The organism is Marinobacter panjinensis (genome assembly GCF_005298175.1).
Classification (GTDB): domain Bacteria; phylum Pseudomonadota; class Gammaproteobacteria; order Pseudomonadales; family Oleiphilaceae; genus Marinobacter; species Marinobacter panjinensis.
Map to the genome: position 1 here is coordinate 2,024,567 of NZ_SZYH01000001.1, position 17,475 is coordinate 2,042,041.

The window sequence follows — 17,475 nt, forward strand, 5'->3', positions numbered from 1 at the left end:
CATGGTGGGGAGTCGCATGAGCGTTCGTGAATTGCTTTTCGGTACTGGTCGCGACTGGCTTTCTCATACCCTGTCTACCGCCGAGCATGCGTCCTCGGAAAAAGTCGTGGTGCTCGATGATGGTACCGGGGTTCAGCGTCAGGATACCGGACTGCTGTACCTGGAACCGCCAGCCAGCCGCTCCAATCCCAATAACGAATCACTGATTGTCTCTGCCGGGATTCATGGCAATGAAACGGCGCCCATTGAGGTTCTGAACCATCTGCTGAATGAACTTCTCGATGGCCAATGGCACCTGGCCTGCCCGGTGTTGTTGATTCTGGGCAACCCACCAGCGATGGATACCGGTGTGCGGTTTACCGATGTGAATCTCAACCGGCTGTTTGGCGGTGCTCACCGCAAACCCGAATATCACGGGCTCCCTGAGGCAGAGCGGGCGCGGGTGCTGGAACGGGCTTGTGACGCTTTTTCGGCAAGGCATTCCACCAACCTCTGTCACTATGACCTGCACACCGCCATTCGCCCTTCCCTGCGGGAGAAATTTGCACTTTATCCCTTTGTGGACGGGCGTGACGTGCCTCAAGGCCAGGTCGATTTCCTGCTGGAGGCGGAGGTGAACACCCTGCTGTTACAGCACCGTGAAGGCACCACATTTTCCTCGTTTTCATCAACGGCGCTCGGGGCAGAGAGCTTTACCGTGGAGCTTGGCAAGGCACTACCGTTCGGGCAAAACGACCTCACCCGGTTTTCCGGGGTCAGCAATGCATTGCGGCGGCGGATGAAGGGGGAGGCACCACCGAAGCAGGATGGCGCGTCACAACAGATGACCATATTTAAGGTGGTGCACGAAATCCTCAACACCGGCGACAGCTTCCGCTTCCATGTGCCCGACGATGTGCCCAATTTCACCATGTACGACCCGGGCACGGTGATCTGGGAAGACGATGGCACCTGCTACCGGGTAGGCGATTCACCCGAGGGCATTATCTTCCCCAACCGCAACGTGCCCGTGAATCAGCGGGTGGGCCTGATGATCAGGCCCTGCAACTAGGCCGGTGCATTCTCCGGCTCAGCCACCTTGCAACTGATCACCCGGGTACAGACAGAGGGCACCACCAGCAGTGTCAGCACCGTGGAAGCCAGCAACCCGGAAATGATGGCCCAGGCCATGGGTGGCCACAGTGTTGAACTGGAAAACGCCAGTGGCAGCAGGCCGGCCACCGTGGTGCCGGTGGTCAGCAGGATCGGCCGGGTGCGCTGCTCGACGGCCTTGCGAACGGCATCGCGAATGGCATCCCCTTTCTCCAGTTGCCGGTCCATGACATCCAGCAGCACGATGGCGTTGTTGACCACAATGCCCACCAGCGCAATTACACCCAGCAAAGACTGAAAGCCGAAGGGCGAACCGGAGAACACCAGCCCCGGGAAGATACCCACGGTCGCCAGTGGCACCGTCAGCAAAATAATCCCCACGCGGCGGAACGAATTGAACTGTATCAGCAGGAAGAACAGCAACAGCAGCACACCGATCGGAGCCGTGGTCAGCAGGGCATTGTTGGCATCGCCCGAGCCCTCGGCATCGCCGCCCATCTCCAGCCGGGTTCCGGACGGCAGCGGATCTTCGGCAAGGGCCGCATCCAGCCCTTCCAGGGCCTGGCTGAAACTGTAACCGGCATGGAGGTTGGACCAGACCGTGTTCATCCGGGTGCCGTTGCGCTGATACCGGGCTGCGGACTGCCAGGAGGTTTCCACCGAGGCAATAGCCGACAGGGGCACCGCGTCACCCTGATCGTTGTAGATGTTCACTGACAGCAACCGTGGCAGTGACAGGCTGGTACCTTCACGGGAACGCAGTACCAGTGGAATCGGATCCTCCTCCTGCCGGTATTGCTCTGCCACCACACCGAAGCTCTGGCCATACAGACTCTGGGCCACATCGGACCTGTCCAGGCCATAGCGGGCGGCACTGGCGTCGTCCACATTGATGGCGATACTGGGTACCCCCATATCCAGGTTGTGACGCACGTCCACAGTGCCCTCAACGCCACGCAGGGCAGAAAACAGCTGCTCGACTGCCTGGGCACGGATGTCATCGTTGGCGTGGTACACCCGTATTTCCACCGGAGCTGCACGGGGCGGTCCCTGGCCGAGAATGCCTGCCGTTACCTGCAACTCGGGCATTTCCTGCCCCGCGTATTCCCGAATCCACTGCACCAGCCCGGTGGTCGCCTCCAGAGTGGGTGTCGATACCACGATCCGTCCACGGTTTGGCGCCTGGGGTTCCCGCTGCAGGTTGTAGTAGAAACTGGGGCCGGTAAAGCCGGTGAACCGGTGCACCAGCAGCGCCTCCGGACGGGTGCGGATGGCCCGCTCAAGATCCGCTGCCACACTGGAGGTGCGTTCCTGATCCGTGCCTTCCGGCATGTACAGCTCTACCACGACTTGCGGGCGATCAGCGTTGGGGAAAAACTGCTGCTTCATGAACGGTGTCAGGGACAGGCTGAACACGACCAGTGCCGTACCCGCGAGAATCAGCGTACCCGGGCGCCTGGCCACCAGGCTTCCGAGGAAGCGGGACAGGCCGATCAATCTGTCCTCCCGGGCGTCCACCTTGCGGGGTTTGAGGAAACGGGCCGCCAGCAAGGGTACGGCGGAAATCGCCAGCAGGTAACTGACAGACAGGGTGAGCATGATCATCACCGGTACACCGCGGGTGAAGTCCGCCGTTCCACCTTTGGAGAGCAGCAAAGGCATAAACGCCGCTATGGTGGTGCCTGTAGACGCCCCCAGTGGACCGGCGAGCTCCCGCACCGACCGTTTCAGGGCGTCCAACCGGCGCATGCCGTCGTCCAGATAGCCCTGGATGCTCTCCACAATCACGATGGCATTATCAATCAGGATGCCCAGTGAGATAACCATGCCGATGACCGCAATCTGGTGAAGCACGCCACCGCCCAGGTCATACAGGCCGATACTGATCAGCGCCACCATGGGCAGGATCGACGCCACCAGGATGCCCATACGGATACCCATGCCGGTGAACACCACCGCCACAATTATGATGACCGACAGAACCAGGCTCCAGGCCAGGTTATCCAGCCGCTCCTCCACCTTGTCCGGCTGGAAGAACATCTCTCGGATTTCGTAGGGGGCAAATTCATCGCGTATCACCGACAACCGTTCACGCACACGCTCGCCAAACCGGATCGCGTCCGTGCTGCCCTCCTCCATGATCATCGAGACCAGCACCACCCGTTCGCCGTCGTACCAGGCCTCCGGCTGCCGGGGTTCGGCCGGCCCCCGCCACACTTCCGCTGCCGCAGCCAGGGGCACCTGGGAGCCATCCGGCAGTTCAATGGGCGTGGCGCGAATGGCCTCGACACTGGTAAATTCACTGTTCGGTAACACCGACAGGCGGCGGCCATCTGCCACGATAAAACCACCGGGCGTGGTCTGGTTCCGGCGTGCAAGAGTGTCCAGCACCCGTGCCGGCGAGATGCCCAGCCGGTACATGGCTGCGTCGTCCAGCGCCAGGGTAATCTGCTCGTCCGCATCGCCTTCGAGCTCAATGCGCGAAACCCCGGGGATATCCGCCAGGTTCTGCTTCAACCGCTCGGCAACGTCACTCAGCTCCGTCACCGAGCCGGAACCACTGACCGCCAGGATGATGGCGGGAATATCAATCATGCGGTCATCAAGTACCATCTCGCCGACATCGTCAGGGAATTCCAGACGTGCCCTGTCCATCGCCTGGCGCACACGGTCCCAGGCAGAGTCGGTATCGTAGATGGTGTCATTCAGGCGCACACGGAACACTGCTACTCCGGTGCGTGCGGTGGCCTGCGAGAAATCCACTTCCTCCACCTGGCGAAGTTCGTCGGAGAGCGGTTGCAGAACAAGCCGTTCCACCGCCTCGGCACTGGCGCCGGGATAGTTGATGGTGATCAGGCCAGCGCGGTATGGGAAGGAAGGGTCTTCCTGGCGCGGCATGGTGCTGTAGGCGGCGATACCCAGGAGGCAGAGCATGGTCACTACCATGCCCAGCAAGCGTTGGAAATTCAGAAGGCGCAGTGACATTAGCGCACCTCTACCGCATCGCCGTCAGAAATCCGGGTCATACCGGCGTATACCACCTGGTCACCGGCGGTGAGGTCGGTGGCATCCACCACCACGCGTTCACCGATGATCCGCTGAACCGTTACTGGCACTCGCCGGGCTATGCCATCGGAGACGCGAAACACACTGGCACCACCATTGGATTTCATGACCGCCAGCAGTGGCACGGTGGTGGCGACGGTTTCGCGGGGAGTAATCCCCACCTCAACCGGCTCGCCTGGCTCCAGGGTGTCCGCTGGCAGACTTACCAGCACCGGGTGAAGCTCACCACGAACCCCGCCGGACTGGGCAATTTCCACAATCGACCCGGTTTCCGGGAGTCGGTTGCGCTGCTGCACGGACCACACCGGCAACAACTGCCCCAGCGAAACGTGGTTAAGCATATAGGCAGGCACCCGCACTTCCACCTCACGGCCGTCGGGGGAAGACAGGCGTATCACCGGCTGCCCGGCCGCCACAAATTCATCCCGCTCTACCAGCAAGGCTTCAACCCGGCCACCGAATGGCGCCCTCAGTTCACTTTCCTGCAGCAGGCGTGTGGCCTCCGCAAGGGACGCTTCCGCGGTTGCCATGCTGGCTTTCAGGCTGTCGCGCCGGGATGCCAGTTGTTCCAGCCCCTGCTCTGACACCACGCCTCGTTCATGCAACTGGCGGGAACGCTCCCATTCACGTTTGGCCTGGTCGTGCTGGGTTCTGAGCTCTTCCAGCCGCGCGGCAGCGGAATCCCGGGCCGGTTCCAGCGCCGGGTTGTATACCCGCGCCAGCAGGTCACCGGTTTTCACGGTCTGCCCCAGCTCCACTAATCGCTCACGCAGGGTGCCGCTGACCTGGAATGTCAGCGTTGCCCGCTGAGCCGCCCGCACGATACCGGAGAAACGAAGCGACACACCTTCTGTCTGGCCGCCGGTTACCTCCGCAGCCCGCACAGTAATGGGGGCAGCACCCTGGTCCGGACCCGGCTCACTGGATTTACAGCCACTGACAAGCAGGACGGCAAAAGCCGCAAGGAATACGATGGCGGGGCGCCAGATGGTGTTCATTGAGAGACCCTCTCTTCCATGTTCATGGTGTTTTGTTGGCTGCCCATCCGGTGGACAAAAATTTATTATCAGACATAATGTCATTCTTTGACAATTTGTCAATAATCAGCTTTCATTCGCAACCATGTATCATGAGAATGCCGTCTCAATAATCCGGAATCCCCTATGAGTGAGCCGTTAAAAACCCGCAGAGAGAAAGAAAAGCAGGCCAGGTACGAGGCCATTCTGGATGCCGCGGAACTGGCGTTTTCGGAAAAAGGCTACGAGCGCACGTCCATGGATGACATTGCCCGCACCGCCGCTCTCAGCCGCGCATTATTGTACGTGTATTTCAAAGACAAGGCCGCGATCCAGCGCGGAATAATGCTGCGCGCCGGCCACAGCCTGTGCCGCCGCTTCGAGGAAGCCCGCCAGACGGCAGATACCGGGCTGGCGCAGATCAGTGCCATGGGTGTGGCCTATTACCAGTTCTACCGTGATCAGCCTGATTATTTTTCAGCCCTGACCACCGCCTCTACCGCGATGGCAGAGGCAGACGATGAGCTGGCCGGCGAGATGTTCTGCTGCAAGGAGCAGACCATGGACCTGATGGTTGGCGCGATCCATCTGGGCCTGGAAGACGGCACCATGAACCGCGACCGCATCCATAACCCGGTGGAAACGGCGCTATACCTTCGCGGCGCACTACACGGCGTCATCATGCTATGCCAAAGCGAAATGGCCGAAAGCGGCCTGGAAGAGAACTTCCCTGCCGAATCACTGATCCGTCACACCATGGAAATGCTGACTTCCTCGATCGCCTCCTGAGCCGGGAGTAATCGCGGCGATGCGTCTGTCGGATTACGCCTTCGGCTAATCCGACCTACAAAAGACGTTATCACCAGAGACAAACCGAAACTGAAACGTAGGTCGGATTAGCGAAGCGTAATCCGACAAATCACTCACACTCATAGCTGAAAATCGTATATAGACCCAAGCCCCAAAATCCCCGTCAACTCATCAAGCGCCTTACGAACCTCATCCAGCAACATCGGGTCACCGAGATCCTCTTGCGACAACTCCTCCCGGTAATGCGCCTCCACCCAGGTCGTCAGCCGCTCATAAAGTGCATCGGTGAGCAACACGCCGTGATGCATGGCCTTGAGCTCATCGTCGTTGAGCACCACCCGCAAACGCAAACACGCCGGCCCGCCGCCATTGCGCATGGACTGCTTGACGTCGAAAACCTCCACCGAGGTAATCGACCCCTCGTTGTCGACCAACTCATCCAGATAACGACTGACGGCCTCAATTTCCCGGCACTCCCCCGGCACTGCCAGCATCATGCCATCCGGGGTATTCAATAACTGGCTATTGAACAGGTACGAAGCCACTGCGTCTTCCAGCGGCACCTGTTCACTGCTTACCCGTACCGCTTCCAGTTCCGCACCGGTCAGGCGTGAGCGGATATCAGCCAGGACAGTTTCTTCATCCAGAAACGCCAGCTCGTGATAGAACAATGTGTTGCCGTTACCCACCGCGATAACGTCGTTATGGAACACGCCAGCATCGATGGCTTTGGGGTTCTGCTGGGCGAAGACCACACGGCTGTCTTTCAGACCATGCAAACGCGCGATGGCCTGGGAGGCTTCCAGGGTCTGGCGGGCAGGGTAGAGTCTGGGAGCCGGGGCTTTTTCGTTGAACGCGATCTGGCCATAAACGAACAGTTCCACTCCCGGCTCGCCGTAACCCGCACACAGGCGGGTGTGGTTGGCCGCACCTTCGTCACCGAACTGGCTCACCGACGGCAAAGCAGGATGGTGGGCAAACCAGGACTCGTCTGAAAAAATGGATTTCAGGGCCCGGCCTGTGACTACATGTTCAATGGAGCGATGGAACTTGGCGCTCAGGTTGGCCGGGGTGAAGTGCACGCGGTGATCAGCGGTATCTGCACTGGGGGAAACGGTGGCGGCATTGGCCGTCCACATGGTGGATGCAGAGGACACCGCGGCCAGGATAGACGGGCTCTGCTTAACAGCGGCCCGCAATATCTCGCTGTCAGAACCGCTGAAGCCCAGCGACCGCAAAGTCGGGATGTGCGGGCGTTCGTGGGGCGGAAGCACGCCCTGCACATAACCCCGGTCCGCCAGCCGCTTCATCTTGGCCAGTCCCTGCAACGCCGCCTCTTTGGGGTTGGAGACCGAGCGAACATTGGACTTGGAGGCCACATTGCCCCAGGACAGCCCGGCGTAGTTATGGGTGGGCCCTACCAGGCCATCGAAGTTGGCTTCTACCGCATGCTTGACCATGTCTGGTTTTCCGTCAGTCGAAATTTAATCCTGGTGCAAGGCTTTCCGGCACTTCGCTCTTTCTCGCCTCCAGCGAAGCCATGGGCCAGGCGCAGTAATCGGCAGCGTAGTAGGCGCTGGGGCGATGGTTGCCGCTGGCACCCACACCGCCGAACGGAGCAGCGCTGCTGGCACCGGTCAATGGCCGGTTCCAGTTCACGATGCCGGCGCGCACTTCGTCCGCGAGCCGCTGGTAGAGCTTGTGGTCATCGGTCAGGATACCGGCGGACAGACCGTAACGGGTGTTATTGGCCAGCTCCAGGGCCTCGTCGAAGCTCTTGTAGCGGTAGACCGTCAGCAGGGGCCCAAAGAATTCCTCGTCTACCAGATCCAGGCCGGTGGCATCCACGATGCCCGGCGACAGCAGGCCGGTGCCTTCTTTCAACTGCTTCATTTCCAGCAGTGATTTGCCGCCATGGGTCAGCAGGTTGTTCTGGGCGGCCAGCAGTTTGTCGGCCGCTTCAGCGGAGATTACCGAGCCCATGAACGGTTGCGGATCGGCATCGAACTCCCCCACTTTTATGCGGCTGACAACCTCGGTAAGGCGCTTCAGGAACTGGTCGCCCTTGGTGCCTTTGGGCACCAGCAAACGCCGCGCACAGGTGCAGCGCTGCCCGGCAGACAGGAAGGCCGATTGCAGCGCATGGTGCACGGCGCCATCCACGTCATGAATATCCTGCACAATCAGGGGGTTGTTGCCGCCCATTTCCAGAGCCAGGATTTTTTCAGGCTGGCCGCCGAACTGCTTGTGCAGCAGATGCCCAACGGTGGAACTACCGGTAAAGAACAGCCCGTCCACACCTGGATGTGAAGACAGGGACTTACCGGTTGCCGCAGCTCCCTGGACGAGGTTGATGACACCGGGGGGAATGCCGGCTCTCTCCCACAGTTTTACCGTCATCTCGGCGACGCCGGGGGTCAGTTCGCTGGGCTTGAACACCACGGTGTTACCTGCCAGCAAGGCCGGCACAATGTGACCGTTGGGTAGGTGCCCCGGGAAATTATAGGGGCCGAATACCGCCACCACACCATGGGGCCGGTGACGCAACACGGCGTGACCGCCAGCAACGTCGGACTCGGAATGGCCAGTGCGGTCATGGTAGGCAGTCACCGATATCCCGATCTTGCCAATCATCGCGGCCACTTCCGTGCGGGACTCCCACAGGGGTTTACCGGTTTCCAACCCAATCTGGTGCGCCAGGCCCTCCTTGTGCTCTTCCAGCAGCTTGCCAAACTTCTCCACCAGAGCCTGACGCTCCTCGAAGGGGCGCTTGCGCCAGTCAACAAACGCATTGCGGGCCTCGCGCACAGCAGCGTCCACATCTTCAATATTGGCACCGGTGCCGTCCCAGACCGTCTCGCCGGTGACAGGCTGGAGGGATTCAAACTGGTCTCCGTGGCCTTCGAGCCAGAGCCCATCAATAAATAATTGGCCGGTGATCTTATCCATATTCACTACCTCTTTCCGGTATCTTTCAAAGGGGCCAGCCGCACACGATCCCCGGATTCGACCTCCAGCGCCTCTGCCACTTCGGCCGGTATACTGACAGTATCAAGCCCGATACACTCGGCGGGTATGGTGGTTATCCGAAAGTCCCGGAACGAACGGTTGGATATCATCACCTGGTCTTCTGCCGGCACCTTCATATCCAGCGGCTTCTTGCGGATCATCACGTGGCGGTTGATGCCCTCGCGCACGGTGCGGATGTTATGGATGAAAGCCTCCACCACCGGGCCACCATCAAAAATATCCACCATCCCGTTAAAGTTGAACCCTTCCGCCTGCAGCATGTTCAGCGCAGGCGCGGTGTTCTCGTGCACCCGGCCAATCACTGCCCGGGCAGCATCCGGCAGCATCGGCAGGTAAATGGGATATTTCGGCATCAGTTCGGCGATAAATGACTTGTTGCCCAGCCCGGAAAGCATATCCGCTTCGCTGAATTCCATATCAAAGAACTTGCTGCCCAGAGCATCCCAGAGGGGGCTCTGGCCATTACCGTCAGATACGCCCCGCATTTCAGCAAACACCTTTTCGGAAAAGTGCTTTCTGAAATCGTCCAGGTACATGAACCGACAACGGGACAGCAGCAGCCCGGTGCCGCCACCCCGATGAGAGGCCGACAGCAACAGTGAACAGATCTCGGTGGTATCGGTCATGTCGTTGGACAGGTGAAGCGTTGGCGTGCGTACATGCACACCAAGCTCGCGGGAGGCATTTACCGTCACACTCAGACGGTAGTTATAGAACACCTCATCCAGACCAACCCTTGCCTGAATGCCGCTGATACCTACGCATTGCCCCAGCTCAGTGTCCTCGAGGGCAAACAGATAGAGCCCGGCCTCGGGGGCACAGCGTTGATTGAAGGTTTCCCGGGTATGGTTAATCTTTTTCTGTAACAACTCCCGGTCTGCCGGCAGCGTGGTCAGACCCTTGCCTGCCCCCTGCGCCATGGCATACAGGGCTTCCAGATCGTTTTCCTGTAGTGGTCGGATCAACAGCATACCGGCCTCCTGAGTGCGATCGCCCTGTTCATAACGGTGTAATCCTTACGTCGTCACCGGAGCTCCTGCCCAGGCACTCCCAGGTTTTCAGCGGTACCTTGATCTCGTCCCCGAGGCTCTCGGTCAGTGGCGTCAGAGTGCAGCGGAAACTCTCACCCTCGCCTCCGGAGATCAGGCACATCTCGCCGTCATCGGTATTGGCGGCGTGCAGGGTTTTCGGGTGGCTGGTCACAACGGATTTGAGCGCGTCGGTACGGGCTTCAAGCACCGGCCCGGCATCAAAAATATCCAGGTAACAGCCGCTATGAAACCCCTCATGCTGCAGCAGTTCAAAGGTTGCCCGAGTCTGTTCGTGGGGCTGGCCCAGCGCTTCCCGGGCCGCCTGGCTCAGCAAGGTGACGTAGATCGGGTTGGGTGGCATGAGCTCAGCAATAAAGGTTTTGCTAAGCATACCGGAATACTGGTCCGCGGTTTCAAAATCCATATTGAAGAAATGCCGGCCCAGGCTGTCCCAGAACGGCACCTCCCCGTTTTCTGTCTGCACGCCCTGTATTTCCACCACAGTCTGATCGGTGAACAGGTGACGGTGTGCGGCAATAAACAGCATCCTGGCCCGTGACAGCAGCTCGAAGGCATCGGTGCGACGCAGCTCCGGTTTGATGGTAAAGGAACACAGCAGGGTGTTGTCTGTCAGGGCATGGGACGGGTACAGGACTTCCACCCGCCGGGAAACCCCCAACTCATGGGAGGCATGGATAAGCGCATCCTTGCGGTAGTTGTAGAACGGTTGCCCATTTCCGGCCCGGGCATCAATGCCGGATACGCCATGGACTGTTCCGGTGCCGATATCTTCCAGCACAAACAGGAACCGTTCGGACTCATCGGGCCCGTTCTGGCCAGCAAACGAACGGGCGGACTGCTCAATCTTCCGGGACAGTGCCTCTTCTTTTTTGGGCAAGGTGGATGACATCCGGGGGCCTTGCCCCCCGGCGATGTCGAGTATGTCTTTCAGGTCACCCGGCTGAGCCGGACGTACCAGCCACATAGGCGGCTCCCCTGGTTGTAGTCCGCAAAATTTATTGTCCGCAAACCTTTTTGACACCGGCCTCAAACCGGGCCAGCGCTTCGTCAATATCCGGCTCGGGAATAATCAGCGACGGCGCCAGCCGCACCACATTGGGTCCGGCAATCAACACCATCACACCCTCGGCGAGGCCGGCATTGAGAAATTCCTTGGCCTTGCCTTTCCACTCATCGGTAAGCACGCACCCCAGCAGCAGGCCGGAGCCACGGACTTCACTGAAGATGCCATAACGCTCGCCGATGTCCATCATGCCCTTGCGCAGCCGGTCGGAACGCGCGGCGACACCCTTGAGAATGTCTGGCTGACTGACGGTGTCAATCACCCTTTGGGCAACGGCACAGGCCAGAGCGTTGCCACCATAGGTACTGCCGTGGGTGCCGACAGCCAGGCTTGTGGCGACTTTTTCAGTGGTGAGCATGGCCGCCACCGGGAAGCCCCCGCCGAGGCCCTTGGCTGTGGAGAGAATATCCGGCGTTACCCCGTACATCTGATAGGCGTACAGGTGGCCAGTACGGCCAACGCCGGACTGAACCTCGTCAAACACCAGCAGGGCATCGTTGTCATCACAAAGCTGGCGCAGGCCCTTGAGGAACTCCGCATCAGCGGGCATAACCCCACCCTCACCCTGGATCGGCTCCACCACTACGGCACAGGTTTTGTCTTTGGATATCAGCTTCTTCACCGATTCCAGGTCATTGAAGTCGGCGTGGTGGATACCGCCTGGCGCCGGTTCAAAACCCTCCAGGTACTTGGGCTGGCCACCCACGCTGACAGTGAACAGGGTGCGGCCGTGAAAGGCGTTTTTGAAGGCGATGATCTCGTTTTTTTCCGGGCCAAAGTGCTCCCAGGCGTAACGACGGGCCAGTTTGAAGGCGGCCTCGTTGGCCTCACCACCGGAGTTGGCGAAGAACACCCGCTCGGCAAAGGTAAGATCACACAAGGTTTTTGCCAGCCGCAGCGCCGGCTCGTTGGTCATCACATTGGACAGGTGCCAGATTTTCTCGGCCTGATCCATCAGCGCACTCACCAGGCCCGGGTGGGAATGCCCCAGACAGGTCACCGCAATACCACCCGCCAGATCGATATACTCCTTACCTTCCTGATCCCACACGTGGGAGCCTTCCCCCCTCACGGGAATCACAGACCCGGGTGCGTAGTTGGGGACCATTACCTCATCGAATAATTCACGGCTGACGGGTTCTCTGTTCATTGGTGTCTCTCAAACAAAACGTGAAAAAGTAAATTTAATCATACGCCACTCAGGGCATGAGCACATCCGGTGCGCCCACCGCATCCAGTTCCACAACCTTCAGCGACCGGCCATCCCGGCCTATCAGAGCCTTGACCAGCAGTTTGTAGGAGTCCAGGTCAAAATTGACGGCCTGGCCCTGCAACGACAGATTGTCCAGCTCACCCACACTGTCCAGCGTGGCGACATGCATCCAGTTAAAGACCACCAGAATATCGGTCTTCCCGGTTTTACTGTTGTGCTCCACAATCCCTACCGACCCCTTCCAGGGCCAGGTCTTCAGGCGCAACGCATGGAATGCGATCTGCACCCTGAGGTTGTACCTGGTAACGTCTTCGCCACCTTCACAGGCGCCTTTACAGCGGCCCAGAGTACGCTGAAAGCAAGGGCCCTCATGATCCGGCTCCAGGCCCAGCAGCTTGTTGCAGAGGTCGTTCCTTACCGCAATGCCGCTGAGGGCCTTTTCCGCGTCCCGCTTACTGCGGAACAAACCGAAATAATCACCAAGCCGGTGAGGTTCGATTTCCCGAACCAGCCGGGCCTGGAGGTAGCCGTCGGTATTATTCGCAAGCTCAATGCTCACCAGGTTCTTGGCGGCACGGGAGCGACGATTGAACAACGGCTTCAACTGCTTGATCTGCTTTAATTCAAGCAGTAACGCGCCCAGCTCGCCAGCAGTTTCTGTCCAGTCCACCCGCCGCAGGCTCTCCGACATGCGAACACCACGGCTGGAACCGTGGTCACCAGAGAAGTGGGAGGCCACACGCTGGGCGATGTCAGTACTTTTACCTACATAGAGAAGAACGTCATTTTCACCATAGAAACGATAGACCCCCGGCCCGCGGGGAAGGTCCTGCAGCACATCGACCGGCAGATTGGAGGGAATACTCGGCCGCTGCAGCAGTTCAGCAATGGCTTCATCCATCGCTTGCGTGCCTTTTTCCGCCAGCGCCTGCTCAAAAAACGCCAACATGGCGGACACGTCCCCCATTGCCCGGTGTCGCTGAACCTGGTCAAGGCCGTGGCGCTCGATCAGCGCATCCATATTGTGGCGCCGGAACCCGGGATAGAGCTTGCGGGACAGCTTGACGGTGCAAAGCACTTTCGCAGAAAACAGTAGACCCAGCCGCCGGAACTCACCCTTGATAAAGCCGTAGTCAAAACGGGCGTTGTGGGCGACAAAAATGGTGTCTTTCAGCCGGGACTCCAGCTCTTCGGAGATCTCGGCAAACACCGGCGCGTCTGCAACCATGGCGTCAGTGATTCCGGTCAGGCTCTGAATAAAGGGAGAAATACGTGTTTCCGGATTGACCAGAGTCTGCCACTCGCCGACGATTTGCCCCGAACGCCAGAAGCGGATACCGATCTCGGTAATCCGGTCGTGTGAATTATTGCCACCAGTGGTCTCGATATCGAGAAAAGCGAAAGTGGCGGAGTCGAGAGTACGGATATTTTTTTTCATGGGAGATAGGTACGCAAAGCCGGAAATTACCGATGTTCTGCCTTACTGGCGAGCGGAAATAAACACAATCCTCAAAAAGTTCCCCTAACCCACCGATTTCGTTGTATAGACATTCGTCTAACTAATGCAAGAATTTATTTGAAATGTCATGGATTCGTAACTACTTTGAAGTGGGTCCAACAAAAATAATGTGTGGAGACAACAAAGATGCAAAGCAACAAACTGAGAATGGCAATTCGATCAACGGCTGCAGTAGCAATTCTGGGGGTCGCTGCGCAGGCAAACGCGGTCAGCTTCGAAACTGGCGGCTACGAAACTGACATCTACGGCTACGCCCGTCTTGGTGCTTCTTACGATATCGATAGCAACCAGGCACTGAGCACCCGTTCAGGTTCCTATGCGGGCCTTGTAAACAACGACGATGCGCCAGATGGCCACTTCGGCGCTGACGCGTACCAGAGCAGGATTGGTCTTAAAACAGTAACACCGGCAGGCGTTACAGTTAACATTGAAGGTGACTTCCGTGGTAGCGGTGGTGGCTCTCTTCGCCTGCGTCATGCTTATGGTTCGTACAATGGTGTTCTGATGGGCCAGACCTGGTCTAACTTCACCAGTTTCGTTGGCAACACCGCAACTCTGGACTTTGACTCCTTGCCAGGTGCTGCCGGTTATCAGTCCCGTACTGCCCAGATGCGCTATACTACAGGGCCATTTTCTGTATCACTGGAAGATCCTCAGGCCTCAATCATTGGGGCGACCGCTGTAACGGATCCTGGTTTCGTTGTTGGAACTGACACAGATGGCGATCCGGTATATGTAGGACGGACAACAGCATCGACACAAAAGCAGAGCCTGCCAGCACTCACAGCCAGGATGGAAGATTCCTCAGGTGGGCTATCATATTCTGCTGCAGTCCTCGCGCATCAAGTAGGTTATGACGACGGCTCAAGTGACGAAAGCTCGATGGGCTTTGCCACCTTTGTCGCAGCCAAGATGGCACTGAGTGACATGATCACTGTTCAGGGCTCCCTCAGCTACACCGATGGCGCCAACAGCTATCTGTACCGTTCAGGTGAAAACTTCGGTGCAGCCAGCGCCTACGTTGATCCGGCATCCGGTGATGTGGAAACCATTTCTGGCTTTGGTGGAACGGTTGGTGCAGGCTTCAACCTGGGCGCTGGCCGCAGCATCAACATCGGCTACGGTTTGGTCGAAGTCGATTGGGATGACGCTCAGGACGATGGCGTAGCTGTTGCCGGTCAGAGCGAAACCAACTCAGCCGTCATGGCCAACTACAAGTGGACGCCGGCTCAGGACGTCACGATGGGGGTTGAATATCAATTCCTGAAGCGTGAAAACGTCAGTGGCGACGACGGCGATGCAAGCCGCATCCTGTTTGCCGCTCAGTACAACTTCTAAGCCTTTAATTAGAAGTTAACTCAGCAGAAACCCCGGCTCCGGCCGGGGTTTTTGTTTGCAGGCTTCAGAATTACTCCCCCGCCCGAATTCAGCTTGATGCCAACCCCGAAGTGCTCACCGGTGGCCGCTCTGATCGCCTTGTACACCTCCACCACAAACCGCATCCGCTTCTTCGGACTACCACCCCACTTATCCCCCAGCACCACATTTCCCGGCTCACCAATATGGCGACGATCAATCATCACGTTCCCGGTAATGGAGAGCCCGACTCCACCCTCGGCCCAGGTCCTGTAAAGACGTGGCAGATCCCTGGTCACACGATTATCCATCGTGCCCAGGGTTTCTGCCGAGGAGAATCCGGTCTCCAACAAGTCAGCAGTAGTAACGAGACGACAAAGGCGATATTACCGGAGCCAGAGCAAGCGAGGCCGGTAAGGTTATTCAGAACCGTGGAGCGCCAGGGATGGCGCGACCGAGCCCTACAGGGACGTATCCACGGGCGTGTTCTGAATAACCTTACCGGCCTCGCGAAAGCCCCCATAACCCGAAGGCTACAGGAACCCATACTACCAGCCTTAAAGAAGCAGGGACCGAATGTCCCCCAACAGCTGACTCAACAGGGAAGTAAACCGGGCAGCATCCGCCCCGTTCACCGCCCGGTGATCATAGGACAGCGACAGCGGCAGCAACAGCCGCGGCTGGAAACCCTTGCCATCCCAGACCGGCTTCATCGCCGCCTTGGACACACCAAGAATCGCCACCTCCGGCGTGTTCACAATCGGCGTAAACGCCGTGCCTCCGATACCACCCAGACTGGTGATGGTAAAACAGGCACCCTGCATTTCCGCCGGTTTGAGCTGCTTGTCCCTGGCCTTCTGGGCCAGCTCCGCACTTTCCGCCGCAAGCTCCCATAGCCCCTTCTTGTCCACATCCCTGATCACCGGCACCATCAGCCCGTTGGGCGTATCCACCGCAATCCCGATATGAATGTACTGCTTGCGGACCACTTCCTTACGGTCCATATCCAGCGACACATTGAACTGCGGCAATTCCGCCAGCGCGGTGGCACAGGCCTTCAGCAGGAACGGAAGCGGTGTCATCTTCACACCTTTCTTCTCGCCAGCCGCTTTCTGCGACTTGCGGAAGTCTTCCATATCGGTAATGTCCGCATCCTCGAACTGGGTCACGTGGGGCACGTTCAGCCAGCTGCGCTGCATGTTGTTGGCCGTGGCAAACATCATGCGCGACATGGATTCACGCTCAATCTCACCAAACTGGCTGAAGTCCGGCAGCTTCACGCCGGGAATACCGGCACCACCGCCACCGGCCACCGTGCTGCCCTGCTGCGTCTGTTGCAGCTGGCTCTTCACGTAGGCCTGAACGTCGTCCTTGAGGATGCGATGTTTCGGGCCAGAGCCTTTGATACGGGCAAGGTCAGCACCGAATTCGCGGGCCAGCTTGCGCACCGCCGGGCCAGCGTGGACTTTGGCACCCGGGGTAGGCGGCTCATAGGTTGCCGATGACGGCTCTGGCTTTGGCTCTTCGCTCTTGCCTTTCGACTCGGCTTTGCTTTCGGGTTTGTCGTCACCTGAGGACTTTGCTGATTCAGAAGAGGCGTCTTCCTCGCCACTCTCTTCTGCGCCCTCACCACCGCCTTCCACAACGGTCATCTCAACCAGATCAAGGCCTTCGGAGATCTTGTCGCCCTCGGACACCAGGATCTTGCCAATCTTGCCGGCATAGGGAGAAGGAATCTCCATGGTGGCCTTGTCGGACTCCACGGTGACCAGCGGGTCGTCCGCTTCGATCTCATCGCCCTCGCTGACGTTGATCTCGATCACCGGTACATTGTCGAAACCGTCCAGCGCTGGCACCTTCACGGTTTCCTTCCGGGAACCGCCGGATTTTTTCGGCGCCGGCTTTTTCTCTTCGGCTTTATCCTCGGCCTTGTCTTCCGACGTGTCTTCGGCTTTTTCGTCCTTGGCGGAGCTGGCCTCTTCGCCAGCGCCCTTGGCGTCATCCGAACCACCGGCATCGCCGCTGGCTTCCATCATGGCAACAACGTCGCCTTCCTTGACCTTGTCCCCCACCTTGACGGTAATTTTGGTGATTTTGCCAGCGCCCGGCGATGGCAGCTCAACCGATGCCTTGTCGGACTCTACCGTCAGTATCGGATCTTCTTCCTCAACCGAATCCCCCTTGCTGACGAGTATTTCGATGACCTCGACCTCGTCTGCACCGCCGAGATCCGGAACCTTGATTTCCTGCTCACTCAT

The 17,475-nt window shown here is 58.8% G+C and carries 13 protein-coding genes; 3 read left to right on the forward strand and 10 right to left on the reverse strand.

All coding sequences use genetic code 11. The features are described 5' to 3' along the window. Positions 1 to 16: 16 nt before the first annotated feature. A complete protein-coding gene (gene astE / locus FDP08_RS09360) occupies positions 17 to 1,051 on the forward strand; it encodes a succinylglutamate desuccinylase (protein WP_137435752.1) in 1,035 nt (344 codons plus the stop codon). Here the strand turns inward: astE and FDP08_RS09365 are convergent. After that, positions 1,048 to 4,077 (reverse strand): efflux RND transporter permease subunit, encoded by a 3,030-nt coding sequence (locus FDP08_RS09365; protein WP_137435753.1) that lies wholly within the window; start codon positions 4,075 to 4,077, stop codon positions 1,048 to 1,050. The two genes, astE and FDP08_RS09365, sit on opposite strands and share 4 nt — an antisense overlap. Further along, positions 4,077 to 5,156 (reverse strand): efflux RND transporter periplasmic adaptor subunit, encoded by a 1,080-nt coding sequence (locus tag FDP08_RS09370; RefSeq protein WP_137435755.1) that lies wholly within the window; start codon positions 5,154 to 5,156, stop codon positions 4,077 to 4,079. The genes FDP08_RS09365 and FDP08_RS09370 overlap by 1 nt, the downstream gene beginning before the upstream one ends. Before the next feature lie 165 nt (positions 5,157 to 5,321). On the opposite strand from FDP08_RS09370, the gene FDP08_RS09375 reads away from it, so the two are divergent. Then, a complete protein-coding gene (locus FDP08_RS09375) occupies positions 5,322 to 5,963 on the forward strand; it encodes a TetR/AcrR family transcriptional regulator (RefSeq protein ID WP_137435757.1) in 642 nt (213 codons plus the stop codon). 140 nt (positions 5,964 to 6,103) lie between these two features. On the opposite strand, the gene astB is transcribed toward FDP08_RS09375, so the two are convergent. From astB to FDP08_RS09405, 6 genes are read right to left on the reverse strand one after another with little or no spacing between them, the layout of a single operon-like run. Next, a complete protein-coding gene (gene astB, locus FDP08_RS09380) occupies positions 6,104 to 7,444 on the reverse strand; it encodes an N-succinylarginine dihydrolase (RefSeq protein ID WP_137435759.1) in 1,341 nt (446 codons plus the stop codon). A gap of 13 nt (positions 7,445 to 7,457) precedes the next feature. Further along, positions 7,458 to 8,933, reverse strand: coding sequence for a succinylglutamate-semialdehyde dehydrogenase (gene astD / locus FDP08_RS09385; protein WP_137435761.1), 1,476 nt, complete (start codon positions 8,931 to 8,933; stop codon positions 7,458 to 7,460). Between the two features lie 5 nt (positions 8,934 to 8,938). After that, on the reverse strand, positions 8,939 to 9,985 hold the full coding sequence (gene astA, locus FDP08_RS09390) for an arginine N-succinyltransferase (protein ID WP_137435763.1): 1,047 nt from the start codon (positions 9,983 to 9,985) through the stop codon (positions 8,939 to 8,941). A gap of 28 nt (positions 9,986 to 10,013) precedes the next feature. Then, on the reverse strand, positions 10,014 to 11,030 hold the full coding sequence (locus FDP08_RS09395; protein WP_137435765.1) for an arginine N-succinyltransferase: 1,017 nt from the start codon (positions 11,028 to 11,030) through the stop codon (positions 10,014 to 10,016). Positions 11,031 to 11,061: 31 nt separating this feature from the next. Then, positions 11,062 to 12,279, reverse strand: a complete 1,218-nt coding sequence (locus FDP08_RS09400) for an aspartate aminotransferase family protein (RefSeq protein ID WP_137435767.1) — start codon at positions 12,277 to 12,279, stop codon at positions 11,062 to 11,064. 49 nt (positions 12,280 to 12,328) lie between these two features. Then, positions 12,329 to 13,780 (reverse strand): exonuclease domain-containing protein, encoded by a 1,452-nt coding sequence (locus FDP08_RS09405; RefSeq protein WP_137435769.1) that lies wholly within the window; start codon positions 13,778 to 13,780, stop codon positions 12,329 to 12,331. Between the two features lie 207 nt (positions 13,781 to 13,987). On the opposite strand from FDP08_RS09405, the gene FDP08_RS09410 reads away from it, so the two are divergent. Then, positions 13,988 to 15,199, forward strand: coding sequence for a DcaP family trimeric outer membrane transporter (locus FDP08_RS09410; protein ID WP_170978999.1), 1,212 nt, complete (start codon positions 13,988 to 13,990; stop codon positions 15,197 to 15,199). 20 nt (positions 15,200 to 15,219) lie between these two features. Here the strand turns inward: FDP08_RS09410 and FDP08_RS09415 are convergent, their stop codons facing one another. After that, positions 15,220 to 15,516, reverse strand: a complete 297-nt coding sequence (locus tag FDP08_RS09415; protein ID WP_345789445.1) for an oxidoreductase — start codon at positions 15,514 to 15,516, stop codon at positions 15,220 to 15,222. Between the two features lie 258 nt (positions 15,517 to 15,774). After that, a complete protein-coding gene (gene aceF / locus FDP08_RS09420) occupies positions 15,775 to 17,475 on the reverse strand; it encodes a dihydrolipoyllysine-residue acetyltransferase (protein ID WP_137435771.1) in 1,701 nt (566 codons plus the stop codon).

Coding starts and splice junctions, on each gene's coding strand:
- FDP08_RS09410 (WP_170978999.1), top strand. CDS start 13,988: ATGCAAAGCAACAAACTGAGAATGGCAATTCGATCAACGGCTGCAGTA.
- FDP08_RS09400 (WP_137435767.1), bottom strand. CDS start 12,279: ATGAACAGAGAACCCGTCAGCCGTGAATTATTCGATGAGGTAATGGTC.
- FDP08_RS09370 (WP_137435755.1), bottom strand. CDS start 5,156: ATGAACACCATCTGGCGCCCCGCCATCGTATTCCTTGCGGCTTTTGCC.
- astD (WP_137435761.1), bottom strand. CDS start 8,933: ATGGATAAGATCACCGGCCAATTATTTATTGATGGGCTCTGGCTCGAA.
- astB (WP_137435759.1), bottom strand. CDS start 7,444: ATGGTCAAGCATGCGGTAGAAGCCAACTTCGATGGCCTGGTAGGGCCC.
- FDP08_RS09405 (WP_137435769.1), bottom strand. CDS start 13,780: ATGAAAAAAAATATCCGTACTCTCGACTCCGCCACTTTCGCTTTTCTC.
- aceF (WP_137435771.1), bottom strand. CDS start 17,475: ATGAGTGAGCAGGAAATCAAGGTTCCGGATCTCGGCGGTGCAGACGAG.
- FDP08_RS09395 (WP_137435765.1), bottom strand. CDS start 11,030: ATGTGGCTGGTACGTCCGGCTCAGCCGGGTGACCTGAAAGACATACTC.
- FDP08_RS09365 (WP_137435753.1), bottom strand. CDS start 4,077: ATGTCACTGCGCCTTCTGAATTTCCAACGCTTGCTGGGCATGGTAGTG.
- FDP08_RS09375 (WP_137435757.1), top strand. CDS start 5,322: ATGAGTGAGCCGTTAAAAACCCGCAGAGAGAAAGAAAAGCAGGCCAGG.
- astA (WP_137435763.1), bottom strand. CDS start 9,985: ATGCTGTTGATCCGACCACTACAGGAAAACGATCTGGAAGCCCTGTAT.
- astE (WP_137435752.1), top strand. CDS start 17: ATGAGCGTTCGTGAATTGCTTTTCGGTACTGGTCGCGACTGGCTTTCT.